General features: G+C 73.9%; 21 protein-coding genes. 4 read left to right on the top strand and 17 right to left on the bottom strand.

Annotated elements, in window-relative coordinates; all coding sequences use genetic code 11:
* Nucleotides 1-146: 146 nt before the first annotated feature.
* The 4 genes from lgt to trpC all read right to left on the bottom strand — a co-directional run bounded on the left by lgt (nucleotide 147) and on the right by trpC (nucleotide 4735).
* Nucleotides 147-1316, bottom strand: a complete 1170-nt coding sequence (gene lgt, locus AC5R91_RS28385; RefSeq protein ID WP_495394347.1) for a prolipoprotein diacylglyceryl transferase — start codon at nucleotides 1314-1316, stop codon at nucleotides 147-149.
* A gap of 330 nt (nucleotides 1317-1646) precedes the next feature.
* A complete protein-coding gene (gene trpA, locus AC5R91_RS28380) occupies nucleotides 1647-2501 on the bottom strand; it encodes a tryptophan synthase subunit alpha (protein WP_495394346.1) in 855 nt (284 codons plus the stop codon).
* Between the two features lie 48 nt (nucleotides 2502-2549).
* Nucleotides 2550-3830 (bottom strand): tryptophan synthase subunit beta, encoded by a 1281-nt coding sequence (gene trpB / locus AC5R91_RS28375; protein ID WP_495394345.1) that lies wholly within the window; start codon nucleotides 3828-3830, stop codon nucleotides 2550-2552.
* A gap of 101 nt (nucleotides 3831-3931) precedes the next feature.
* Nucleotides 3932-4735: an indole-3-glycerol phosphate synthase TrpC gene (gene trpC, locus AC5R91_RS28370; RefSeq protein ID WP_495394344.1), complete on the bottom strand. Its 804-nt coding sequence runs from the start codon at nucleotides 4733-4735 to the stop codon at nucleotides 3932-3934.
* Nucleotides 4736-4979: 244 nt separating this feature from the next.
* Here trpC and AC5R91_RS28365 point away from each other — a divergent pair, with 244 nt between their 5' ends.
* Nucleotides 4980-5348, top strand: coding sequence for a hypothetical protein (locus AC5R91_RS28365; protein ID WP_495394343.1), 369 nt, complete (start codon nucleotides 4980-4982; stop codon nucleotides 5346-5348).
* Between the two features lie 3 nt (nucleotides 5349-5351).
* Here the strand turns inward: AC5R91_RS28365 and AC5R91_RS28360 are convergent, their stop codons facing one another.
* The 7 genes from AC5R91_RS28360 to priA are packed head-to-tail and all read right to left on the bottom strand — an operon-like array spanning nucleotide 5352 to nucleotide 13729.
* Nucleotides 5352-5996, bottom strand: a complete 645-nt coding sequence (locus tag AC5R91_RS28360; RefSeq protein ID WP_495394342.1) for a Trp biosynthesis-associated membrane protein — start codon at nucleotides 5994-5996, stop codon at nucleotides 5352-5354.
* Nucleotides 5993-7552, bottom strand: coding sequence for an anthranilate synthase component I (locus AC5R91_RS28355; protein ID WP_495394341.1), 1560 nt, complete (start codon nucleotides 7550-7552; stop codon nucleotides 5993-5995). The genes AC5R91_RS28360 and AC5R91_RS28355 overlap by 4 nt, the downstream gene beginning before the upstream one ends.
* The gene (gene hisI, locus AC5R91_RS28350) at nucleotides 7549-7947 is read right to left on the bottom strand and encodes a phosphoribosyl-AMP cyclohydrolase (RefSeq protein WP_495394340.1); all 399 of its coding nucleotides are present in this window, start codon (nucleotides 7945-7947) and stop codon (nucleotides 7549-7551) included. The genes AC5R91_RS28355 and hisI overlap by 4 nt, the downstream gene beginning before the upstream one ends.
* The gene (locus AC5R91_RS28345) at nucleotides 7944-10028 is read right to left on the bottom strand and encodes an ABC transporter ATP-binding protein (RefSeq protein WP_495394339.1); all 2085 of its coding nucleotides are present in this window, start codon (nucleotides 10026-10028) and stop codon (nucleotides 7944-7946) included. Before AC5R91_RS28345 ends, hisI begins: the two co-directional genes overlap by 4 nt.
* Complete coding sequence (locus AC5R91_RS28340) at nucleotides 10025-12187, bottom strand: ABC transporter ATP-binding protein (protein WP_495394338.1); 2163 nt, start codon at nucleotides 12185-12187, stop codon at nucleotides 10025-10027. The genes AC5R91_RS28345 and AC5R91_RS28340 overlap by 4 nt, the downstream gene beginning before the upstream one ends.
* A 52-nt stretch (nucleotides 12188-12239) precedes the next feature.
* Nucleotides 12240-13004, bottom strand: coding sequence for an imidazole glycerol phosphate synthase subunit HisF (hisF, locus tag AC5R91_RS28335; protein ID WP_009743011.1), 765 nt, complete (start codon nucleotides 13002-13004; stop codon nucleotides 12240-12242).
* On the bottom strand, nucleotides 13001-13729 hold the full coding sequence (priA, locus tag AC5R91_RS28330; protein WP_495394337.1) for a bifunctional 1-(5-phosphoribosyl)-5-((5-phosphoribosylamino)methylideneamino)imidazole-4-carboxamide isomerase/phosphoribosylanthranilate isomerase PriA: 729 nt from the start codon (nucleotides 13727-13729) through the stop codon (nucleotides 13001-13003). The genes hisF and priA overlap by 4 nt, the downstream gene beginning before the upstream one ends.
* A 364-nt stretch (nucleotides 13730-14093) precedes the next feature.
* Here priA and AC5R91_RS28325 point away from each other — a divergent pair, with 364 nt between their 5' ends.
* The gene (locus tag AC5R91_RS28325; RefSeq protein ID WP_495394336.1) at nucleotides 14094-14645 is read left to right on the top strand and encodes a hypothetical protein; all 552 of its coding nucleotides are present in this window, start codon (nucleotides 14094-14096) and stop codon (nucleotides 14643-14645) included.
* A 484-nt stretch (nucleotides 14646-15129) separates the two neighbouring features.
* Here AC5R91_RS28325 and AC5R91_RS28320 read toward each other — a convergent pair whose 3' ends face one another.
* Nucleotides 15130-15753 carry a transposase gene (locus AC5R91_RS28320; RefSeq protein WP_495394335.1) on the bottom strand — a complete coding sequence of 208 codons (624 nt, stop codon included), beginning with the start codon at nucleotides 15751-15753 and terminating at the stop codon, nucleotides 15130-15132.
* Entirely contained in the window at nucleotides 15717-16142 is a 426-nt protein-coding gene (locus AC5R91_RS28315; RefSeq protein ID WP_495394334.1) for a winged helix-turn-helix domain-containing protein, read from the bottom strand. Before AC5R91_RS28315 ends, AC5R91_RS28320 begins: the two co-directional genes overlap by 37 nt.
* A 467-nt stretch (nucleotides 16143-16609) precedes the next feature.
* Between AC5R91_RS28315 and AC5R91_RS28310 the strand changes: the two genes are divergently transcribed.
* Complete coding sequence (locus AC5R91_RS28310; RefSeq protein WP_495394333.1) at nucleotides 16610-17179, top strand: DUF302 domain-containing protein; 570 nt, start codon at nucleotides 16610-16612, stop codon at nucleotides 17177-17179.
* Nucleotides 17180-17232: 53 nt separating this feature from the next.
* Here the strand turns inward: AC5R91_RS28310 and hisH are convergent, their stop codons facing one another.
* The 4 genes from hisH to hisD all read right to left on the bottom strand — a co-directional run bounded on the left by hisH (nucleotide 17233) and on the right by hisD (nucleotide 21095).
* Nucleotides 17233-17862: an imidazole glycerol phosphate synthase subunit HisH gene (gene hisH, locus AC5R91_RS28305; protein ID WP_495394332.1), complete on the bottom strand. Its 630-nt coding sequence runs from the start codon at nucleotides 17860-17862 to the stop codon at nucleotides 17233-17235.
* Nucleotides 17859-18446, bottom strand: a complete 588-nt coding sequence (gene hisB, locus AC5R91_RS28300) for an imidazoleglycerol-phosphate dehydratase HisB (protein WP_495394331.1) — start codon at nucleotides 18444-18446, stop codon at nucleotides 17859-17861. Before hisB ends, hisH begins: the two co-directional genes overlap by 4 nt.
* 148 nt (nucleotides 18447-18594) lie before the next feature.
* Nucleotides 18595-19803: a histidinol-phosphate transaminase gene (locus tag AC5R91_RS28295; RefSeq protein ID WP_495394330.1), complete on the bottom strand. Its 1209-nt coding sequence runs from the start codon at nucleotides 19801-19803 to the stop codon at nucleotides 18595-18597.
* Nucleotides 19800-21095: a histidinol dehydrogenase gene (gene hisD, locus AC5R91_RS28290; RefSeq protein WP_495394329.1), complete on the bottom strand. Its 1296-nt coding sequence runs from the start codon at nucleotides 21093-21095 to the stop codon at nucleotides 19800-19802. Before hisD ends, AC5R91_RS28295 begins: the two co-directional genes overlap by 4 nt.
* 71 nt (nucleotides 21096-21166) lie before the next feature.
* On the opposite strand from hisD, the gene AC5R91_RS28285 reads away from it, so the two are divergent.
* Nucleotides 21167-23011, top strand: a complete 1845-nt coding sequence (locus AC5R91_RS28285) for a bis-aminopropyl spermidine synthase family protein (RefSeq protein WP_495394328.1) — start codon at nucleotides 21167-21169, stop codon at nucleotides 23009-23011.
* The last annotated feature ends 3 nt before the right edge of the window (nucleotides 23012-23014 follow it).

Raw genomic sequence — 23014 nt, 5'->3', positions numbered from 1 at the left:
CGCGTCGATGCGCCGTGATCATATATGTCCAGGAGATCACGGCCGTATAACGTCACATTTCCGGGCATGACCACGGGTGGCCCGAGTAGTGCGGCGGCCCCGGGCCGTGAACCCGCGCGCGCCGCTCGGGGCAGCGGCGTAAACCCTCAGGTCGCGGGCGGTCTGTCGACCCGCGTCCGGCCGGAGGACACCGCGCCCGCCCCGGTTTCGGCCCCCGCGACCGGCTGCTCTGCGCGGGAGGCGTCCTCGACGTCGTCGGCGCCACCCTCTCTCGCGGGGGCACGGACCGCATTCGCGGCACTGCCCGCACCGGCGGCACTGTTACCGACGGCACTGTCACTGGCGGCACTGGCATCGGCGGCGCTGGTGGTAACCGCCCCGGTGGCATCGGCCCTGCCAGCGGCATCGTCGTGGCCGGCGGCCGTTCGGGCTCCGCTGCCGGGTTCGCCGCCGGCGTTCGTCGGCTGGCGCCGGGGACGCTCCTGGATGAGGCCCAACGCCCGCTGCTCCTCGGGTGACACATCCGGATCCACCGGCCGGCGCACGACCAGCAGCGCCACCACCGCGCCGACGCACACGATCGCGGAGGTCCAGATGTTCACGCGCAGGCCGAGGATCTCGTCCGCGGTGTCGATGCGCAGCATCTCGATCCACAGCCGACCGAACGTGTAGAGCGCGACGTACAGGGCGAACAGCCGGCCGCGGCCAAGCCGGTGGCGCCGGTCGACGAGCAGCAGGATGCCGGCCACGACAAGGTTCCACAGGAACTCGTAGAGGAAGGTCGGCTGGTACGTCGCCACCCCCGGGTCGGCCCGGTGTTCGGGGTCGATGCGCACCGCCCAGGGCAGCGTGGTGGGCTTGCCGTAGAGCTCCTGGTTGAACCAGTTGCCCCAGCGACCGATGGCCTGGGCAAGGATGATCCCGGGCGCGGCGGCGTCGGCGAACAGGGCGAGGCTGATCCCGAGACGCCGGGCGGCGAGCCAGGCGCCGAGCGCGCCGCCGGCGATGGCCCCCCAGATCCCCAACCCGCCGTTCCAGATCTTCACCACGTCGGCGACGTGCCCGTTCTCGCCGAAGTAGGCGTCCGGGGTGCTGAGCACGTGGTAGATCCGGGCGCCGACGATCCCGAAGGGGACGGCCCAGTAGGCGATCTCCCCGGCGATCGCCGGATCCATGCCCCGGGCACGCAATCTGCGTCCGGTGACGACGACGGCGACCACGATGCCGATGATGATCATCAGGGCGTAGGCGCGCAGCGGCACCGGCCCGAGATGCACCACACCGCGGGAGGGGCTGGGGATGGCGGCGAATACCACGGTCGTCAGGCTATCCCGCGGGCCGCGGCGACCTGGTGGGGGGCCGTGGCGCCACACCGGTACGACGCCGTGGCCCACCGCATGGCCCGCCGCGTGCCTGCTCCTGGGCCCGCAAACGCGGGGCAGGACCGAGCGGTCGCGGCGGCACGGGGTACCCCGGATCGCCGCGGGTGCCGGCGGAACCGGGTTACTCCGGCGGAACCGGGTTACTCCCGCCGAAGCCCGGGACGGGTGAGGCGGAGCCGGGGTGTTCCAGCCTGGGCCGGGGCGGGGCGGGACCCGAGGCGCTCAGGCCGAGGCGCTCAGGCCGAGGCGCTCAGGCCGAGGCGCTCAGGCCGAGGCGCTCAGGCCGAGGCGCTCAGATCGAGGCCGCGAGGGGGCACGCACCCCTTCGGCGAGCTCGGCGGCCAGCCGGCCGATGCCGGCGAGGGCGGCGGCGTCGCCCGCGCCCGAACGCTGCGCGTCCACCAGAACCTTGACCAGCGCCGAGCCGACGATCACCCCGTCGGCGAACCCGGCGACCTCGGCGGCCTGCGCGCCGGTGCTCACCCCGAGGCCGACCGCGACCGGCAGCTCGGTGGTGGCCCGCACGCGGGCGACCAGGTCGGCGGCCTGGGTACCGACCGCGGCGCGGGTGCCGGTGACGCCCATCAGGGAGGCGGCATAGACGAACCCGCGGGAGATCCCGGTGACCAGCCGGATCCGGGCGTCCGAGGAGCTCGGCGCGACGAGGAACACCGGGTCCAGTCCGTGCTCCGCGCTCGCCGCGAGCCACGGGGCCGCCTCCTCGGGCGGCAGGTCCGGGGTGATCGCCCCTGCCCCGCCGGCCGCGGCGAGGTCGGCGGCGAATCGCGCCGGGCCGTAGCGGTCGATCGGGTTCCAGTAGGTCATGACCACGGTCGGCGCACCGGTGGCGGCGACCGCCTCGACGGTGCGCAGCACGTCCGCGGTCGTCACCCCGCCGCGCAGCGCCGCGTCGGCGGCGTCCTGGATCACCGGCCCGTCCATGGTGGGGTCCGAGTAGGGCAGGCCCACCTCGACGACGTCGACGCCCGCCGCGACCATCGCCCGCATGGCCGCGATCCCGCCGTCGACCGTCGGGTAGCCGGCCGGCAGGTAGCCGACCAGCAGGGATCGGCCCTCCTCGCGGGCGGCCGTGAAACGCTCGTCCAACCGACTCTGCACCGTGCTGCGTCCGTTCCGTCTGGCCCGAGGGCTGCCTGTACGCCGGCGTCAGCCGAGCGGGTCCGCGTCGGCGGCGGCGCCGCCCGCGTCGTCGAGCAGGCCGAACCAGCGGGCCGCCGTGTCGACGTCCTTGTCGCCGCGACCGGAGCAGTTGACCACGACGGTCGCGTCCGGGCCGAGCTCGCGGGCGACATCGAACGCGCCGGCGAAGGCATGCGCGCTCTCGATCGCGACCAGGATGCCTTCGGTACGGGCGACCAGTGCGAGCGCCGCCATCGCCGCGGCGTCGTCGACGACGCGATAGCTCGCCCGGCCGGTCTCGTGCAGCAGCGCGTGCTCGGGGCCGATGCCGGGGTAGTCCAGGCCGGCGGAGATCGAGTGAGACACCTGCGTCTGGCCGAACTCGTCCTGCAGCAGGAACGTCCGCATTCCGTGCAGCACGCCCGAGGAGCCGCCGGCTATCGCCGCGGCGTGCCGCCCGGTGGCGACCCCGTCCCCGCCGGCCTCGCAACCGATCAGGGCTACGCCGGTGTCGGGGATGAACGGGTGGAAGATGCCCATCGCGTTGGAGCCCCCGCCGACGCAGGCGACGACCGCGTCGGGCAGCCGGCCGGTGCGGTCGAGCACCTGGGCCCGGGCCTCCACGCCGATGATGCGCTGGAAGTCCCGGACCATCATCGGGAACGGATGCGGGCCCATCACCGAACCGATGCAGTAATGGGTGTGCTCGACGGTGGCGACCCAGTCGCGCATCGCCTCGTTGATCGCGTCCTTGAGGGTGCGGCTGCCGGAGGCGACCGGGACGACCTCGGCGCCGAGCAGGCGCATCCGGGCGAGGTTGAGCGCCTGCCGGCGGGTGTCCTCCTCGCCCATGTAGACCACGCACTCCAGGCCGAGCAGGGCGCAGGCGGTGGCGGTGGCCACCCCGTGCTGGCCGGCGCCGGTCTCGGCGATGACCCGGGTCTTGCCCATCCGCCTGGTCAGCAGGCACTGCCCGAGGACATTGTTGATCTTGTGGGAGCCGGTGTGGGCGAGATCCTCGCGCTTGAGCAGGATGCGGGCGCCGCCGACGTGCTCGGTGAGCCGGTGAGCGTCGGTCAGCGGCGTGGGCCGGCCGGCGTAGGTGGCGAGCAGGCCGTCGAGCTCGGCGACGAAACCCTCGTCGGCCCGGGCCTGGTCATAGGCCTCGGTCAGCTCGTCGAGGGCCGCCATGAGCGCCTCGGGCACGAACCGCCCGCCGAACCGGCCGAAGTGCCCACCGGAATCGGGAAACACCTGCCAGTTCTCCGCCTGCGCCCGGACGGCGCCGGCGGACGGCGTCGAGGTCACGGTCTCGGCGGGAGCTGGCTGGGCAGCGGTTCGGGTAGCCACAGTCCGACTGTATCGGTCCGCACCGACAGGCCGGACGGACTCGCCGGCCCCCCGGCCCGCTAGCGGCCGACCCTGGCCGCCGGATGCGCCCCGGCGGCCACGAGGTCGGCGACGGTCTGGCGAGGATCGCCGGTGACCGCCGCCTCGCCGACCAGCACCGCGTCGGCCCCGGCGGCCGCGTAGGCGAGCAGGTCGCGCGGGCCGCGTACCCCGGACTCGGCCACGGTGAGCACGCCGGGGGGCACCATCGGCGCCAGCCGGGCGAACGTGGCGCGGTCGACCTCCAGAGTGCGCAGGTCACGGGCGTTGACGCCGATCAGCCGGGCGTCGGCGTCCAGCGCGCGACCGAGCTCCGCCTCGTCGTGCACCTCGACGAGCGCGGTCATGCCCAGCGACTCGATCCGCTCGCGCAGGCCGACCAGCCGGGGCTGGTCGAGCGCGGCGACGATGAGCAGCACGAGGTCCGCCCCGTGCGCACGCGCCTCGAAGACCTGGTAAGGCGAGACGATGAAGTCCTTGCGCAACAGCGGGACGTCCACCGCGCGGCGCACGGCGTCGAGATCGGCGAGCGACCCGCCGAAGCGGCGTCCCTCGGTGAGAACGCTGATGGCGGCGGCGCCGCCGGCCTCGTAGTCGAGGGCGAGGGCCGCGGGATCGGCGATGGCCGCCAGCTTCCCCTTCGACGGGGAACTGCGCTTGACCTCGGCGATCACCGATACCGGGGAGTTGCGGAACACGGCGAGCGCGTCCTTTGGATCGGGGACGCGCTCCACGCGCTGCTTGAGGTCGGCGAGGGGGGTCTGCTGCTCGCGGGCGGCCAGGTCGGCCCTGACCCCGTCGAGGATCTCGGCGAGGACGCTCATCGACCCGCGCTCGCGGCTGTCGCGGTCATGCCGCGATGGTAGGCCAGGCCCGGCGACCCGACCCGGGGCCCCCACAACTTGCTACGGCCCACAACGCTACGTAGCCAACAGTCGGGCAACGACCGCCCGCCTCCCGGCCGGGCGGGTCGCGGCGGTCCGCGCCACGCCGTGCACGCGGCGGAGTGGCGCCAGTCGCCTTCGATCCCCTATAGTCGAACACGCGTTCGACATCGAGGGAGTTCTCATGGACACTCGCCGCACCTCCTTTCCGCTGATCCCGGGCATCCCCCTGGTTCCCGACCAGGCCCTGCCGCACCGCATGGCCGGCGCCGGGCCGGCGGCGGCCCCCGCCCGGGCCGGGGACTGCGCCCAGGGCGGTGCCGCGGCACCGGCCTGGGCAGAGCAGCTCGACGCGCTCGCCCGCTGTCTGGCTCGGATGGACGCGCTCATGGCGATGGTGGAGGCCGACCTCGACCGCCACACGCGGGTTCTCGCCGCGCTGGCCGACCCGCTTCCGCGGCTTGCACCCGTGGCCATGCCGCCGGATCTCGGCTTTCCCCCGTATCCCGATCTGCCGGACGGTGCGGGCGCATCCGGCCGTGGCGGTCAGTGATGATCAGGTGGGGTCGTGGCCCCGCTCGATCGCGTCCCAGGCGTCGACCGGCCGGGCCTCGCGGGCCTGGTAGCGGCCGGACATCCCCGGCCAGGAGCGGCCTCGCAGGACGGCGAGGACACCGGCGGCGGTGAGCAGCACGCCGCCCAGCATCGCCAGCCAGGGCGCGGCGGTGCGGTGCACGCCGCTGATCTCCGCCTGCCCGCCAGGGGCGAACTGGCGGACCTGGTCGGTGTCGCGCAGGGCGGACAGCGGATCGAAGCCGATGTTCCCCGCCACGTACGCGATGCCGATCCCGGCGGCGACGGCCAGCAGGCCGACGACCGGCCGGCCGATCCGCCGGGTTGAGACGATCGCGACCGCGGCGGCGAGGCCGACGAGGGCGAGTGCGGTCGCCGCGGAGGCGATGTCGCCGCCGGTCCAGTGCACGGCGAGCGGCGCCGCCACGGCGGTGTCCCGCTCGCCGTGGGGGGTGCCCACCCGGGCGGAGACCCAGGTCGCCCCGCCGCACACCAGGACCAGACCCGCGCCGAGCAGGCAGCCGAGCACGGCGAGCACCCGTTCCCGGCGCCCGCGGCGGGCCGCCCGCGCCGCGCCGGCATCGTCGACGGCAGCCGTCGGGGAGTCCGCCGGCAGGCCGGCGCTCATGCCGGGGGCCGCAGCGACTCGGCGACCTCGATCGCGCGCAGGACCGCCGCCGCCTTCGTGCGGCTCTCCAGGTCCTCGGCGTCGGGGTCGGAGTCGGCGACGATCCCGGCGCCGGCCTGGACATAGGCCACGCCGTCGCGCAGCACGGTGGTGCGGATCGCGATGGCGGTGTCCAGGTCGCCACCGAAGTCCAGATAGCCGACCACGCCGCCGTAGAGGCCGCGGCGCGTGGGCTCCAGCTCGTCGATGACCTCCATCGCGCGCACCTTCGGTGCCCCGGAGAGCGTGCCCGCCGGGAAGGTCGCGGTGAGCACGTCGACGGCGGTGCGCTCCGGCGCCACCTCACCGATCACCGTGGAGACGATATGCATGATGTGCGAGAACCGTTCAACCGCGGCGAACTCGACGACACGCACCGAGCCGGGCACGCAGACCCGACCGAGATCATTCCGGACCAGATCGACGAGCATCACGTGCTCCGAGCGCTCCTTCGGATCGGCAAGCAACTGCGCCGCGAGCTCCGCGTCGCGTTCCGGCGTCGCGCCCCGGGGGCGGCTGCCCGCGATGGGATGCAGCAGCGCCCGTCGCCCGGTGACCTTGACGTGCGCCTCCGGCGAGGAGCCGACGACGTCGTGGTCGCCGAACCGCAGCAGGTACATGTACGGGCTCGGGTTGGTCGTGCGCAGCACCCGGTAGACGTCGAGGGAATCGGCTGCGGTCGCCCGCTCGAAGCGCTGGGAGACCACGATCTGGAAGCACTCCCCGGCGCGGATCTCCTCGATGGCCCGCTCGACCGCGGCCTGGAATGCACCGGGCGGCGTGGCGGAGACGAAGTCACCGATCCCGGCGGCGGCCCCGCTGGTCGTCGCCACCGTCGGCTCGCTCCACTTCGCCAGGTCGCTGGTCATCGCGTCCAGCCTGGCGACCGCGTCGTCGTACAGGGCGTCGAGGTCCGGGCGGGTGGCCTCGGTCGGATCACCGCCGGGCGCGGTCGGATCACCGCCGGGCACGGCCGAGGCCCCCGTGAAGACGTTGGCGACCAGCAGGCACGAGCCGTCGGCGTGGTCGAGGACGGCGAGGTCGGTGGTGAGCAGCATCCGCAGCTCTGGCAGGCCGAGATCGTCGACGGCGTGCGAGGGCAGCCGCTCGATGCGGCGGACGATGTCGTAGCCGAGGTAGCCGACGAGGCCGCCCATCAGCGGTGGGGCGCCGGGATCGTTGGCCGCGCGCAGGGAGCGTTCCACCGCGCGCAGGATGTCCAGCGGGTCGCCCTCGGTGGGCACGCCGGGCGGCGGCGTGCCCACCCAGACCGCCTGGCCATCGCGTTCGGTCAGCGTCGCCGCGGCCCGCACGCCGACGAACGAGTACCGCGACCACACCCCGCCGTGTTCGGCGGACTCGAGCAGGAACGTGCCCGGCCCGCCGGCGAGCTTGCGGTAGATCCCGACCGGGGTCTCCCCGTCGGCGAGCAGCCGGCGGGTGACGGCGACGACCGGGTGGCCGCCGGCGGCGGTGTGGAAGGCGGCCCGGTCGGGGAGGATCCGCCCGGTGGTCATCGGGCCGGCCCGGCGTCGGCCGCGACGCCCGGGTTACCCACGCGCGCGGGCACCGGATCGGCGTCGAAGCAGGTCCGGGTGCCGGTGTGGCAGGCGGGGCCGATCTGGTCCACCCGGACGAGGACGGCGTCGCCGTCGCAGTCGAGGGCGACCGAGCGGACCCACTGCTGGTGGCCGGAGGTGTCGCCCTTGACCCAGTACTCCCCGCGGCTCCGGCTCCAGTACGTGGCCCGCCCGGTGGTGAGTGTGCGGTGCAGCGCCTCGTCGTCCATCCATCCGAGCATCAGCACCTCGCCGGTGTCGTGCTGTTGGGCGATGGCCGGGAACAGACCGGCGTCGTTGCGACGCAGGCGGCTGGCGATGGCGGGATCCAGAGCGGATGGACGTACGGTCACGGCTCCATTCTGCTCGTCCGCGCCGACGGGGCAGGGCGCACGTCAACCGACCCGACCGACGCCGCCGAGGCCGCCGCCCTCGCATCCGGGCCCGCCACTGCCGCCGCCGGACCCACCGCGACCGCCCCAACACCCGCCGCCCAGGACTGGTGCATTCGGCGGTACACCCCGGGTACGGCGACCAACATACGGTGATGACCCCGTTGCACGATGCGCCCGGCGTCCACGACGACGACGTCCTGCGCCGCCTCCGCCGTCGACAGCCGATGCGCGATCGTCACCGAGGTGCGGTCCCGGGTCAGTTCGGCCAGCGCCGCCGCCAGGCGCACCTCGGTCTCGGGGTCCACCGCGGAGGTCGCCTCGTCCAGGACCAGCAAGTCCGGATCGGCCAGCCGGGCGCGGGCCAACGCGACGAGCTGCCGCTCGCCGGCCGACAGTCGCGACCCGCCCTCCCCCACCCGGGTCGCCAGCCCCGCCGGCAGCCCGGCGAGCCAGTCGGCGAGCCCCAACGCCTCGAACGCGGCGCGGACGGCCTTGTCGTCGGCCCCAGGTCGGCCGTAGCGGACGTTGTCGGCGATCGTGAGGTCGAACAGGAACCCGTCCTGCGGCACGAGCAGCACCCGGCCGCGCAGCGAGGCGAACCGCACCTCGGGCAGCGGCACGCCGCCGATGCGCACGGTGCCCGTGGTCGGATCCATCAGCCGGGTGAGCAGCTTGGCCAGGGTCGTCTTGCCGGATCCGGTCTCGCCGACCACCGCCACCCGCGTGCGTGGGGCGATCTCCAGGTCGACGTCGCGCAGCACCGGCGGCCCGCCGGGATAGGCGAACCCGACCCCGTCGAACCCAACCCCCAGCGGTCCGGCCGGCAGGTCCCGGCCGGCCTGGGCCATGGCCGGGCCGCGTCCCCCGCCGGGAGCCGGTGCACCGCCGGTGCGGGGCGCGGGCAGCCGGCCGACCGCCGGGCCGAGCGCGGGGTCGCGGACGTCGGTCGGGATGTCCAGGACGTCGAGCACCCGGCGCAGCCCGGCGAGCGCGTTGGCCGCGTCGTTGAGCACCTCGGTCATCGACTGGATCGGCATGACGAACAGAGTCATCAGGAAGAGGAACGCGATCAGCCGTCCGGTGCTGAGCGAGCCGGTGACGCCGAACGCCACTCCCGCCGTCACGACCGCGGCGGTGGCCAGCGCGGCGACCAACTCGCTGAGCGAGAAGACCCCGGCGACGACCCGCTGCGCCTCGATCTGGGCGGACCGATAGCGGCCGATGGTCCGGTCGATGCGCCGCCCGGTCCGTTCCTGGACGCCGTAGGCCCGCACGACCGGGGCGCCGACGACCGCTTCGGACACGGCGCCCAGTAGCTCGCCGACCCGTTCGCGCACGATCGCGTACCGGCCGGCCAGCCGGCGCTGCACCAGGCGGGTCACCACGAACAGGGGGACGAAGAACGCGTAGACGAGGAGGGTCAGCGGCCACGAGTAGACGACCATCAGCACGGTGGCCAGCAGCATCTGGCCGGACGAGACCAGCAGCATCACGCCGCCGAACTGGAGGAACTGCGACATCTGGTCGACGTCGCTGGTCACCCGTGAGGTCAGCGAGCCGCGGCGTTGAGCGGACTGGCTGAGCATCGACAGGTCGTGGATGTGTCGGAAGGCCTGCACCCGCAGGGTGGCGAGGGTGCCCTCGGACAGGCGGTAGAGCCGCAGGTTCATCCGATAGGTGGCGACGGTGGTCAACACGATGACGACCGCGGCCACGCCGACGGCCACGGCGACCAGGCCGACGTCGGCGCCGTCGTCGGTGAGCCCGCGGTCGAGGGTCTGCTGCACGACCACCGGGATGACGACCTTCCCCGTGGTGGCCACCAGGGCGAGCGCGAGCGTGCCGAGCAGGCCCCGGGTCAGTTCGGGAGACAACGCGCGCAGCCGGCGCAACGTCGCCGCGAGTGTGGCCTGGCCAGGCGCGGCCGCAGGCCCGAGGGTCCCGGTTTCGGGGGCCGCCCGGGAACCGCGGGTCGGGGAGGCCGGGGGTGGGGAGGCCGGAGGCGGGGAGACGGGAGGCGGAGAGGTAGGACTCGTCACGGGGCTGCCTCCGGTTCGAGCTCCCGGACGTGCTCGGGAACGGCGGGCTCCGGGAGCGCAGGCTCAGACTCACGGACGGCGGACTCCGCAAGGGCGGACTCACGGACGGCGGACTCCGCAAGGGCGGACTCACGGACGGCGGACTCCGCAAGGGCGGACTCACGGACGGCGGGCTCCGGGAGGGCGCCGGCCGCGCGCGCGGCCGCCTCGTAGGCGGTGAGCAGGGCGGCGTAGCGCGGGGAGGAGGCGAGCAGCTCCTCGTGTCGACCGCGACCGATGACTCGGCCGGCGTCGAGGTGGATCACCTCGTCGGCCAGCGCGATCGTGGAGCGGCGCTGGGCGACGACCACGACGGTCGAGGCGCCAGCCCTTTCCCGCAGGTCGGCGAGGATCGCCGCCTCCACCCGGGGGTCGACGCTGGCGGTGGCGTCGTCGAGGACGAGCAGCCGCGGGGCGCGGATGAGCGCGCGGGCCAGGCCGATGCGTTGGCGCTGGCCGCCGGACAGGGAGGTCCCGCGCTCGCCGACCATGGTGTCGAGGCCGTCGGGCAGGGCGGCGACGAAGCCGTCGGCCTGCGCGCGGCGCAACGCCGCCCAGACGTCGTCGTCGGCGGCGTCCATGCCGAGGGTGACATTGGCGCGCACGGTGTCGTCGAACAGGAACGCCTGCTGGGCAACGACGGCGACGGCTCGGCTCACTTCGCCGGTGGCGAGTTCGCGCAGGTCGACACCGTCGAGTAGCACGGTGCCGGCCTGTGGGTCGACGAGCCGCGCGAGCAGGTTCACCAGGGAGGACTTGCCGGAGCCGGTACGGCCGGTGATCGCGACGACGCTGCCCGCGGCCACCTCGAAGCTCACCGCGTCCACCACCGGCCGCGGCGGCGGATCGCCGGGTCTCACGGGCACCGCCGGCCCGCCGCTCGGGTCGGAGACGGCGTCGACGATTGGATCGGCGGGCCCCCCGCCGCCCGCATCGCCGCCCGCATCGCCGGCCGCATCGCCGGCCGGGTCGGCGGCCGCATCGGCGGTCGGGTCTGCGGTGGTGTCGAGGGTCGGGTGGGCGATGGTCGGGTAGGCGTAGGTGACGGCGTCGAGGCGCAGTGACGCGGGGCCGGCCGCGATCAGCGTGCGCGGCCCGTACTCCTCGTGCCCTCGGGCCCGCAGCACCGCCTCGACCCGGTCGTAGCCGACGACCTCCCGCGGCAGGTCCCCGAACACCCAGCCGAACGCCCGCAGCGGGAAGGCCAGCAGGGTGAACAGGTAGGCGACCCGGACGAGCTGCCCGACGTCCATCGCCCCCGCGTCGATGCGGATCGCGCCGACCAGCAGCACCAGCAGGATCCCCAGGTTCGGCAGGGCCTCCATCACGGGATCGAACAGGCCCCGCAACCGGCCCGCGTGGATCATCGCGTCGCGAAGGCGCTCGGCGCGGACGGCGAAGCGGGCGGTCTCGTCCTCCTCCCGGCCGAGGGTCTTGACGACCAGGGCGCCGTCGAACGACTCGTGCGCCACCGCGCTGACCTCACCGCGCAACTGCTGCGCACGGGAGTACAGCGGCCATACTCGCCGCCCGTACCAGACGTTGAGCACGCCGAACGTCGGGAAGATCACGAAGCCGATCAGGGCCAGCACCGGGTCGGTGACCACGAGCAGCACCAGCGCCACCACGAGCATGACGAGCGCGCCCAGCGCGAACGGCAGCGGCATCACCGGGGCCCAGGCCGCCTCGACGTCCGAGTTGGCGTTGGACAGCAACGTGCCGGTGGAGTGGCGCTGGTGCCAGGACAGCGGCAACCGCAGGTACTGGCGGGTCACCGCGTGGCGGTGCCGCGCCTGCAGCCGGAACACGACAGTTCCGCCGGCGAGCCGGCGCAGGAACATGCCGAGCGCGCGAGCAAGGCCGACGAGGCTGAGCGCCGCCGCGGCCAGGGCGACCGCCGACCAGTCGGCGTGCCCCCGCCGGATCGCCGGGATCACCACCCGGTCCGTGGCCTCGCCGAGCACCAGGGAGCTGGCCACCCCCGTCAGCGTGAACAGGCAGCCACCGATCGTTGCCACGGCAAACAGGCGGGGCTCGTCACGGATGCCCCGCCAGAGGTTCGCGAAGCCCTGGCCGATGACCCCGGGCTGTCGCCCCGACTCCGCCGCCAGCTCCGACATCGTCACCCTCCGTCAACACGTCACGGCAGCGGCGCCGGCGTGGCGGCGGCGGTCAGCGCACCGGAACGCCCGTGTCCCGTAGCGCCGCCTTCACCTCGCCGATGCGCAGCTGCCCGAAATGGAACACGCTGGCCGCGAGCACCGCGTCCGCGCCCGCGCCGACCGCCGGCGCGAAATGAGCGAGGTCACCGGCCCCGCCGCTGGCGATCACCGGAACGTCGACCTCGGCGCGCACGGCGGAGATCATCTCCAGATCGTAGCCGTCCCGGGTCCCGTCGGCGTCCATCGAATTGAGCAGGATCTCGCCGGCACCGAGCTCGACCACCCGCGCCGTCCACCCGACCGCGTCGATTCCGGTCCCACGCCGACCACCGTGCGTAGTCACCTCGAAGCGGGGGCCGGCCGGATCCGGGCAGCGCCGGGCATCCACCGAGATCACGATGCACTGGTTGCCGAACCGGTGCGCGCACTCGCGGACCAGCTCGGGTCGGGCCACCGCGGCCGTGTTGATCCCCACCTTGTCGGCCCCGGCGCGCAGCAACCGGTTGACGTCGTCGGCGGAGCGGACCCCGCCCCCGACGGTGAGCGGGATGAACACCTGCTCGGCGGTGCGCCGGACGATGTCGTACGTGGTCTCCCGGTCGCCGCTCGACGCGGTGATGTCGAGGAACGTCAGCTCGTCGGCGCCCTCGGCGTCGTAGAGCCGGGCCATCTCGACCGGGTCCCCGGCGTCGCGCAGGTCGGTGAAGTTCACGCCCTTCACCACCCGCCCGCCGTCGACGTCGAGGCAGGGAATCACCCGAACCGCGACGCTCACCCCGCCACGACCGTCGAGGTGACGGCGAGGGCTTCGGGGAGGGTGAAGGCGCCCGCATACAGGGCCTTGCCGACGATCGCGCCCTCGACGCCGGGCACCGCGGCGATCGCCACGAGGTCGGCGAGCGCGGACACGCCCCCGCTGGCGACGACCGGGCGGTCGGTCACCGCGGTCACCGAGCGCAGCAGTTCGACGTTCGGGCCGGTCAGCGTGCCGTCGCGGCGCACGTCCGTCACCACGTAGCGGGCGCAGCCGTCGGCGTCGAGGCGGGCGAGCACCTCGAACAGCTCGCCGCCGTCCTGGGTCCAGCCGCGGGCGGCCAGCGTCGTGCCGCGCACGTCGAGCCCGACGGCGATCCGGTCGGCCACCCGATCGATCGCCCGGCGCACCCAGTCGGGATCTTCCAGGGCGGCCGTGCCGATGTTGACCCGCGCCGCGCCGGTGGCCAGCGCCGCATCGAGGGAGTCGTCATCGCGGATGCCGCCGGAGAGCTCCACGGCCACATCGACGGAACGGACGACCTCGGCGATCAGCTCGCGGTTCGACCCGCGGCCGAACGCGGCGTCGAGGTCGACGAGATGGATCCACTCGGCGCCGTCACGCTGCCAGTTCAGCGCCGCCTCCAGCGGGTCACCGTACGAGGTCTCGGAGCCGGCCTCGCCCTGGACGAGACGGACGGCCCGCCCGTCGGCCACATCGACGGCGGGCAGCAGAGTAAGCGTCACACCGGCCACCCTACGGCCACCGCGCGACGGCCCAGATCACTGCCGCGGCGCACCGGCACCTGCTGCGCAGCCGTCTCCACCGGGCCGGACACCTCGAACTACGCGAGACTGCCCCACTCGACCAGCACGGCTGGATCGGCCGCGCCCACGAACTCCTTCTGCCACTGACCTGCGCCGAGCAGAACGCCGCTCCGAAATCGAGCAGGCGGCCGTCAGCGCGCCCTGTGCCCGCCTCGACGCTCGCCCTGCCGACCGCGTCACCGGTGATCGCCGCCCGGCTGTACGCCCACCCGGAGCGGTTCGACGAGATCCTCGCCGACCATCTCCCCACGCTGCTGCGTACGCTCGGCACCGGTCCCGTGTGGTGGTTCCACCGGCACCGCAACCTGCGCGACCACCAAAGCGACCAGTACCTGGCCCCGCGCTCGACGCCCCGCTGCGCGTCTTCACCACCGACTCCGTCGCCGCGCTCGCGCAGATCCACGCGGCCGGTGCCGGAATCGCGTCCCAGGCGCTGACGGCGCTCAGCTTCCTCGACCTGGCGACCGCGCTCGCCGGCAATCCAGCCACCGGCCGGACGTGGCTGCTGGACACGGTGCCTCCAACCCACGGCCGTCTTGACCCCGAGCTGCGCGAGCGAGCGATCGCCCTCGTCGACGCACGCGGTGCACTACCCGAGACGCCAGCCGGACTGACGATGGCCGCCGCCTGGCAGGACCGCACCACCGCGCTCACGACCTACGCCAGCGAGCTTGCATCGCAGCGCGAGCCAGCCGGCGTGCTGGGGCCGCTGCTGCACCTGCACCACCTGCCGCGCCGGGCTCGACACTTGGCAGCACGCTCACGCCTGAATTTGTGCCGCTGCCGCCGAGCACACAAACGCCCAGCTCAGCGGACCACCGTCACGCACCCGTGAATAAACACTCAACCGGGTGTCGGTGGAACTTACGGACGGCGACGAGCGCCGTGCTCTCCAGCCGCGATCCCGCACTCTCCGGCGGAACGTGGGTAATATCGATCAGCGTGATTCAGAATCAGGACGAGCGTCGTCCGGCAGCCGACCTGATCCCCGGCGGTGTGGATCTGTTCGTCGTTCTCGCGGAGAACGACGGCCTCGCTGTGGTCCTCGACCGGGTGCGGGCGCAGCCGGCCGGCTTCGAGTTCGATCTGCTCGTGGCTGGGCCAGCACACTCGATGGTGGTGGTGGTGGCGGCATATCGAGCCGCAAGAGAGTCGACCGGGGTGCGGGCTGTCGCCGCGCCCGCGCTGGGCGAGGCGACAGCCCTGCTCGAGTGCGGGGTACAGTTTCCGGGTACTGGTCTGGTCGTACCGAGAGTTCAGATGAAGTCCTCCAGCTCACATGACGGCGAAACTACAGAGCTTGAATGGTCAGGGTCTGACTACGGGGGTTCTGGGTCCAACGTGAGGTCGGTCTGGCCGAGGAAGCCGGCGATCAGGTCGGGCCGGTACTGGACGCGTTTGAGCAGGGTCTTGATCGTGGCGGTGAGCTGGTCGACGGTGACGCGGACGTGGTTACCCAGGTCGCGTTTGACGTGGGCCCACACGCCTTCGACGGGATTGAGGTCGGGGGCGTAGGCGGGCAGAGGGACCACGGTGAGCCAGCTGGCGTGGCGCGTGAGGAACACACGCATCGCGGCGCTGCGGTGGGTGTTGAGGTTGTCCCAGCACAGGATGATCGGGGCGTTCAGCTGGTGGTGCGCGGCGACGAGCAGGGTGGCGTAGTCGTCCTCGGAGAAACTGCGGCGCTCACCTTTGCGGCCGTGGTGGGTCAGCACCCGGTAGAACAGCCGGGGTCGCTGGCCGGGCCGGTAGCAGACCAGGGCGGCCATCGACACCCGCCCCGAGCCCTTCCCCGACACCCGCACCGTCGGGGTGTGTCCCCGCGGGGCCCAGGTCCGGGCCTTCGGGGGACGCAGGCTCTGCCCGGCTTCGTCCTCGAAGACGATCCACGCGCCGGTCGTCGCCGCTAGCCTCGTACCTTCGCCCAGGTCTCCGCGCGCCACGCGGAGATCTTCTGGTCGTCGCGTTCGGCGGCCCGGCGGGCGGGGACCTGCGGGCTGTAGCCCAGGCGGTGCAACAGATACGACATACCGCGCAGGGTGTAACGGACGTGGAACAGCCGGCCGACCAGCAGGGCCGCCCGGGCCAACGTCCAGCGCTGGTCGGGCCAGCCGTGCGCGGCCGGACCCCGGTCCAGTTCCACCCGCAGCCGATCGAGCTGACGCTGCGACAGCCGGCACGACGCCCCGCTCGGCCCCCGTGAGGCCAGCGCGGCCGTGCCACCGGCCTGCCAGCGCCGCTTCCACTGGTAGGCCGACTTCGTACTCACCCGCAGCCGCCCGGCCACCTCGACCGGATCGACCCCGGCGGCGAACAGATCCGCGGCCTGCACTCGGACCGCTTCCCGACGAACACGACCCTGCGCCGTCAGGCCACCACCATCCGCATACCTCATGCCAGACTCAAGGCCCGATCACGGCCAGGTCATACCCAGGCAGATCGGACGTGATCAAACAGACCCCGACCATTCAAGATCTGTAGCCACGGTCATACCCCGCCGATCGACGAACGCAATCGGGCCCATGACGCTCCGTAAATGTTTGGCTCAAAGCCAACTGGGACTCGAACCACCGAGCCGGGTGTCTGAGCAGTTCATCCGTCGACATATGTACCGCACATATCGATGATCAAATCTATTGGTGCAGGCCAGACGGTTCATAACGGAGCGTGGTGGACCGGGCGGGGCCCGAGCCCTGCCGGTGACCGACGCCCCGGTTTCGACCGGAGCAGCGGCGGGAATCCCGCCGGTTCGCGCGGCGTGCCATGCACGCCACGCCGGACGAGACGGGAGGCTGGCGCATGACCAGTACCGATCACGAACTCGCCGATGCCGTCAGCACCGTGCGCTACGAGGTACATCGGCTGTCCGTCGCGACGGACCTGAGCTACGACGAGACGGTCCGCCGCTATGAGCAGGCGGTTCCCGCCCTCGACGAGGCACGCTTCGCCGCCCTCGCCGCGGGCGAGCCGACCTGGGACGACGTCCGGGTCGCGACCGTGCCGAACGCGCCGCACGACTTCCTCCGCTACTGGCGCGGCGAGTTCACCTGGATGTTTCGGGCGGCCGGCGACGAGGGGCGGTGCGTCGAATATCTGATGGGCAACCATGTCATCGCCGAGCGGATGTTCCGCCATGACCCGGGGGTGCTGCTGCACGCCCCGCTGCGGACTACGATCCACACCGACCGGGCGGGCACGACCTGGTTCAGCGTCGACCAGCCGAGCACGCATTTCCGCAGCTACGGCAGCCGGGCGATCACGATCGTGGGCATCGAGCTGGACCTGAAGCTGGCCGCCCTGCTGGAGCACCTGGGCCTGCCCGTGCCCGCGGCGCTCACCGCCGGCCGGGTCCCCGCCCACGCCGGCTGACTCACCCCGCCACCGACCCGGCACCAGCGGCGGCGATGGCGATGGCGCCGCCGTCAGGACAGGGTGGCGAGCCAGTTGGTCAGCAGGTGTGCGCCGGCATCGCCGGACTTCTCGGGATGGAACTGGGTGGCGGCCAGGGCGCCGCGCTCGACGGCGGCGGCGAACGGTTCGCCGTGCTCGCCGATCGTGTCGCCGGCGTCGGGATCGGCCTTCGCCGCGTAGGAGTGGACGAAGTAGAAGCGGGTGTCCGCGGGCAGCCCGGCGAACAGCACGGACGCCGCGGGCGGGCGCACCGTGTTCCAGCCCATGTGCGGCAGGATGGGCGCGGCGAGGCGGCGCACCTCGCCGGCCAGCACGCCGAGCCCGGCCGTGCGCACCCCGTGCTCGTCGCCGAGCTCGTAGAGGACCTGCATGCCCACGCAGATGCCGAGCACCGGCCGCCCCGCCGCCACCCGTTCCCGCACGACCGGCGCGGCGCCCACCCGATCGAGGCTGGCCATGCAGGCCGCGTACGCGCCGACGCCGGGCACGACGAGCCCGTCGGCCGCCAGGGCCGCACCGAGATCGTCGCTGACCGTCACGTCGGCGCCGACCCGGGCGAGCGCCCGCTCCGCCGAACGCAGGTTGCCCGAGCCGTAGTCGAGGACCACGACCCGCGGGCGCCGGCCCGCCGTCCCGGTCACAGCACACCCTTGGTGGACGGGACGCCGGCCACCCGGGCGTCGAGGGCCACCGCGTCGCGCATGGCCCGGGCGACCGCCTTGAACTGGGCCTCGACGACGTGGTGGGCGTTGCGGCCGGACAGCACCCGCACGTGCAGCGCGATCCGGGCCGACGCGGTGATCGACTCGAAGATGTGCCGGGTCAGCGTGGTGTCGTAGGTCCCGATCAGGCCGACGAGGTCCGGCTCGACGTGGACGCAGTACGGCCGGCCGGACAGGTCGACCGCGGCCTGGGCGAGGGCCTCGTCGAGGGGGACCAGCGCGTCACCGAAGCGGCGGATGCCGGCCTTGTTGCCCAGGGCCTCGCGCAGCGCCGAGCCGAACGCGATGGAGGTGTCCTCGACCGTGTGGTGGGAGTCGATGTGCAGGTCACCGCGGGTGCGCACGGTCAGGTCGAACCCGCCGTGCTTGCCGAGCTGGGACATCATGTGGTCGAAAAACGGGACGCCGGTGTCGGAGCTCGCCACCCCCGTCCCGTCGAGGTCGAGCTCGACCAGCACGTCGGACTCCAGCGTCTTGCGTTCGATCCGCGCGGTGCGGGCCATCGGGGCTTCCTCGGACTTTCTCGGTCACGGGTGGGACCGGCGGAGCGGGGGCGGCTGAGGGTGCGGCGGAGCCGGCGGCGCGACGGAGGCCGCGCGGCGAAGCGACAGGGTGGACACGGAGGCGCCAAGCGGAGGCGGAGCGGCGGGGTCAGCCCCCGGCCAGGGTGACGATGCCGTCCGCGGCGACGTCGCTGCCGGTGAGGACGCGGCCGAGCGCGGCGAGGAACGCGTCGACCTCGGCGGGCAGCCCGGCGGTGACCCGCAGCCAGCCGGGCAGGCCGACGTCGCGGACGAGTACCCCGGCGTCGAGCAGGCCGCGCCACACCGCACGCTGGTCGGCGAACAGGCCGAAGAACACGAAGTTGGCGTCGCTGGGCGCGAGCCGCAGGCCGAGGGCCCCCAGCTCCACCACGATGCGGTCCCGCTGTGCCTTGACCGCCTCCACCGTGGCGAGCAGCTCGTCGGCGTGCGCGAGCGCGGTGCGGGCGACCGCCTGGGTGAAGCTGGACAGGTGGTAGGGCAGCCGGACGAGCTGCAGCGCGTCGACGACGGCGGGGTGCGCGGCGAGGTAGCCGACCCGGGCGCCGGCGAGGGCGAAGGCCTTGCTCATCGTGCGGGTGACGATGAGGCGCGGGTGGCGGGGCAGCAGCGTCAGGGCGCTGGGCACCCCGGCCCGGCGGAACTCGGCGTACGCCTCGTCGACGACGACCATGCCGCTGCCGACGCGCGCCATCGCCTCACAGGCGGCGACGACGACGTCCAGGGGCAGGGCCGTGCCGGTCGGGTTGTTCGGCGAGCAGAGGAACAGCAACGCCGGGTGGTGACGCTCGATGGCCTCGGTGACGGCATCGGCGGAGAGGGTGAAGTCCGCGGCGCGTTCCTCGCGGACCCACTCGGTCGCCGTGGCCAGGGCGATGAGCCGGTGCATCGAGTAGGACGGCTCGAAGCCGACCGCGACCCGGCCGGGCCCGCCGAACGCCTGGCAGAGCTGCTGGAGGATCTCGTTGGAGCCGTTGGCGGCCCAGACCTGGGCGGTGTGCACGCCGAACCCGGCGTCCGGGGTCAGGTAGTAGGCGAGGTCGGCGCGCAGGGCCTCGGCATCGCGGTCGGGGTAGCGGTTGGCCTCGGTGGCGACGAGGGTCGCGGCCTTGCCGAGGGCGTCGACCAGACCGATCGACGGCGGGTGTGGGTTCTCGTTGGTGTTGAGCCGCACCGGCACGTCGAGCTGCGGCGCTCCGTAGGGGGACAGCCCGCGCAGGCTGTCGCGCAACGGCAGCCCGTCGATGTCCAGCGGGCGCCAGGGCCGGTCGTCCCCGGCGGGGCCGGCTTCGGCGAGGTGGGACGCCTGGATCGTCATCGGAATCGAGCCTCCACGGCGTCGGCGTGTGCGGTGAGATCCTCGGCCCCGGCGAGCGCGGCGAGGCGCGGGGAGACTTCGTGCAGCGCGTCGCGGGTGGACTCCACGACGTGGACCTGGCGTTGGAAGGCGGCCACGGCCAGGCCGCCGGAGTGGCGCGCCGTCCCGCCGGTGGGCAGGACGTGGTTGGAACCGGCGAGGTAGTCGCCCAGCGGGACGGGGGCGTGGGGGCCGACGAACACCGCCCCGGCGTGGCGCACCCGGGCGGCGACCGCGGCCGCGTCGGCGGTGTGGACCTCCAGGTGCTCGGCCGCCCACGCGTCGACGACCGTGAGGCCGGCGTCGACGTCGGCGACGATCGCCACGGCGCCCTGGCCGGCGAGGGCCTCCTCGACCCGCTCGCGGTGCCGCGTCGAGGGCACCTGCTTGCCGAGCTCGATGTCGACGGCGTCCGCGAGCTCCACCGACGAGGTGACGAGCAGGCAGGCGGCCATCGGGTCGTGCTCGGCCTGGGCGATGAGGTCGGCGGCGACGAAGGCCGGGTCCGCGGTGGCGTCGGCGAGGATCGCGACCTCGGTGGGACCCGCCTCCGCGTCCACCCCGACCACGCCGCGCACCAACCGCTTGGCGGCCGTCACGTAGACGTTGCCCGGCCCGGTGACGACGTCGACGGGCGGGCAGCTCGCGGTGCCGTAGGCGGCCATCGCGACCGCCTGGGCGCCACCGGCGGCGTAGACCTCGTCGATCCCGAGCAGGGCGCAGGCGCCGAGCACGACCGGATGCGGCAGGCCGTCGTTGTCCCGCTGCGGCGGGGAGAACACGGCCAGCGAGCCGACCCCGGCCTCCTGGGCGGGTACCACGTTCATCACGACGCTGCTCGGGTACGCGACCCGCCCGCCGGGCACGTACAGCCCGACCCGCTCGACCGGCACCCACCGCTCGGTGACCGTCAGACCCGGCCCGACCTCGATCGTGACCGCCTCGCGGACCTGCGCTCGGTGCACCACCCGGCTGCGGCGGATCGCCTCGACGAGCGCGTCGCGCACGGCCGGATCGAGGGCGTCGGCGGCGGCGTCGAGCGCCGCCTGCGGCACCCGCAGGTCGGCCGGACGCACGCCGTCGAACCGGGCGGCGGCGTCCAGGACGGCCGCGTCGCCACGGGTCCGCACGTCCTCGCAGACCGGCCGGACCGCGTCGACGGCGGCGTCCACGTCGATCGCGGCCCGGGGCAGCAGTCGCCGGACATCGGCCGCGGAGGGCACCGCATCCCGCAGATCAAGCCTTCTGAGCACGATACGAGACTAGCCGCCGAGCCGGGGGGCGGTGAAATCACAGCTCGCGGCGGGGTGTCACGCTCATCTGCGTGACCGATCCCCGCACCCCGCCGCCCGCCCCCGATCCGCCGACGGGGACCGCGAGCGCGCCCGGGGAGTCGTTGGCGACGCTGCTGCACGGCTACCGGGTGCACGCACGGGCGCCCCGTGGCGTGGTGGCGGCGCTGACCGAGCGGCCGCGGACCCTGCGCGCCCTGATCCAGGACTCGGGGCTGCCGCGCCGCTCGGTCGAGGAGATCCTCGGCTGCCTCGGCGACGATCTGCGGACCGGGACCGGCGGAACGTTCGTGCTGCGTCCCGGCGCCGTCGACCACTACCGCACGATGATCGATTACGACGAGCTGCGCGCGGGCGCCCCGCTCGACTCCCTCGCCGCGGAGATCGGCCGCAACGGCGCCCTCGTCACCACGATGCACGAGCTCATCGCCTCGGCTCCGCGCCCCCGGGCCGAGCTGGACCACGTGCCGGCCACGGCGGCGACGGTGGTCCGCCGGGCCGTCTGGCTGGCGACGCACTACGACCTGCGCGGAGCCCACCTGCTGTGCGTGGGTGACCACGACCTGACGTCGCTGGCCGTCGTCCTGCTGGCCGCCGCCGCGGCCCCGGACCCGGCCCGGCGTGGACTCGCCGTCACGGTGGTGGACATCGACGAGGACCTGCTGGAGTTCCTCGACCGGTCAGCCCAGTCGCGGGGCGTGCGGCTGCGATGCCTGTACGCGGACCTGCGCTTCGGGTTGCCGCCGTCGGTGGCGGGCAGCGCCGATCTCGCCTTCACCGACCCTCCCTACACCCCGCAGGGTGTGTCGTTGTTCGCCGCTCGCGGCGCCCAGGGCCTCGCCGACAGGGAGCGCGGCCGGGTCCTCGTCGCCTACGGGTTCAGCGATCGGGTGCCCACCCTGGGTTGGAAGGTGCAGCGGGCCCTGCTCGACCAGGGCCTCGTCTTCGAGGCGATCTGGCCGGCATTCCACACGTACGAGGGCGCGGAGGCGGTTGGCGCCCGCGCTGACATGTACGTCTGTCAGCCGACCCCGGCCACCTGGAAGCACCTGGACCGGCCGGCGCCGGCGCGCGGGCCGGCCCCGACGGCGATCTACACCCGCGGCCGGCAGTCCACCGAGAGCCGGCCGGTGCCGCCGGCGCAACCCGTCCTCGCCGCGGCGACCGGGTTCCTGACGGCGGCGCCGGGCCGGGCGGTCTTCGTCGGCGAGCGCCCCGAGCTGGACGCGGCCCACGCGCACCTCGCGACGGTCCTCGAACGCGGGCTGCCGACGGCCGCCGCCGGAGCGGGCGGGCCGCTGTCCGCCGTCGCCGACCTGTCCGACGATCCGGGCCCGTGGCTGACGCGGCTGTTGCTGGCGGTCAACGCCGATCGGCTCGCCGTGATCGTGGCCGCCGACCATCCCGTGCTGGGCGCCGGGGGCGGCCCGCCGGATGCCCTCGACCCGCTGCGGGCGAAGTGGGTCCCCACGCCCGAGCACGACGCCTCCGCCGACCACCACCACCACGGCGGGGACGGCGGCGGGGACGGCGGCGAGGACGGGGCCTGGGATGCGACCCGCCTGGTGACGTTCGCCGCGGTCGACCCCGCCGTCCTGGAGCCCGGCCCGCGCCTCGCCCGCTGGCTGCTGGACCGGCCGCACGGCAAGATCGGCAATGTCTGGCGCGACGGCCTGATCCGGATCGTCCGGGAGGCCGAGGGCCGGGCGCCGTCCCAGCGGGAGGCCCTGGCGGCCGTGCGCCGGGCCATGACCGACCCCGACCTGCTCGCCGCCCGGCTGATCGACCTGCCGCGGCACTCGCTCGCCGCGACGCTCGCCGCGACGGTGGCCAGCGTCGGCCCGCAGTCCGGGGGCGAGGCCGGCGCAGGTGGGTGAGGG

The sequence above is a fragment of the Frankia sp. BMG5.60 genome (genome assembly GCF_059428125.1).
Note: the sequence above shows the minus strand (reverse complement) of the source record. Positions and strands in the feature narration are given on the sequence as shown.

Excerpts from the sequence above, each read along its gene's own strand:
- trpC (WP_495394344.1), bottom strand. The coding sequence starts at position 4,735 with ATGAGCGTCCTCGCCGAGATCCTCGACGGGGTCAGGGCCGACCTGGCC.
- AC5R91_RS28365 (WP_495394343.1), top strand. The coding sequence starts at position 4,980 with ATGGACACTCGCCGCACCTCCTTTCCGCTGATCCCGGGCATCCCCCTG.
- AC5R91_RS28360 (WP_495394342.1), bottom strand. The coding sequence starts at position 5,996 with ATGAGCGCCGGCCTGCCGGCGGACTCCCCGACGGCTGCCGTCGACGAT.
- AC5R91_RS28355 (WP_495394341.1), bottom strand. The coding sequence starts at position 7,552 with ATGACCACCGGGCGGATCCTCCCCGACCGGGCCGCCTTCCACACCGCC.
- AC5R91_RS28340 (WP_495394338.1), bottom strand. The coding sequence starts at position 12,187 with ATGTCGGAGCTGGCGGCGGAGTCGGGGCGACAGCCCGGGGTCATCGGC.
- AC5R91_RS28310 (WP_495394333.1), top strand. The coding sequence starts at position 16,610 with ATGACCAGTACCGATCACGAACTCGCCGATGCCGTCAGCACCGTGCGC.
- hisB (WP_495394331.1), bottom strand. The coding sequence starts at position 18,446 with ATGGCCCGCACCGCGCGGATCGAACGCAAGACGCTGGAGTCCGACGTG.
- AC5R91_RS28295 (WP_495394330.1), bottom strand. The coding sequence starts at position 19,803 with ATGACGATCCAGGCGTCCCACCTCGCCGAAGCCGGCCCCGCCGGGGAC.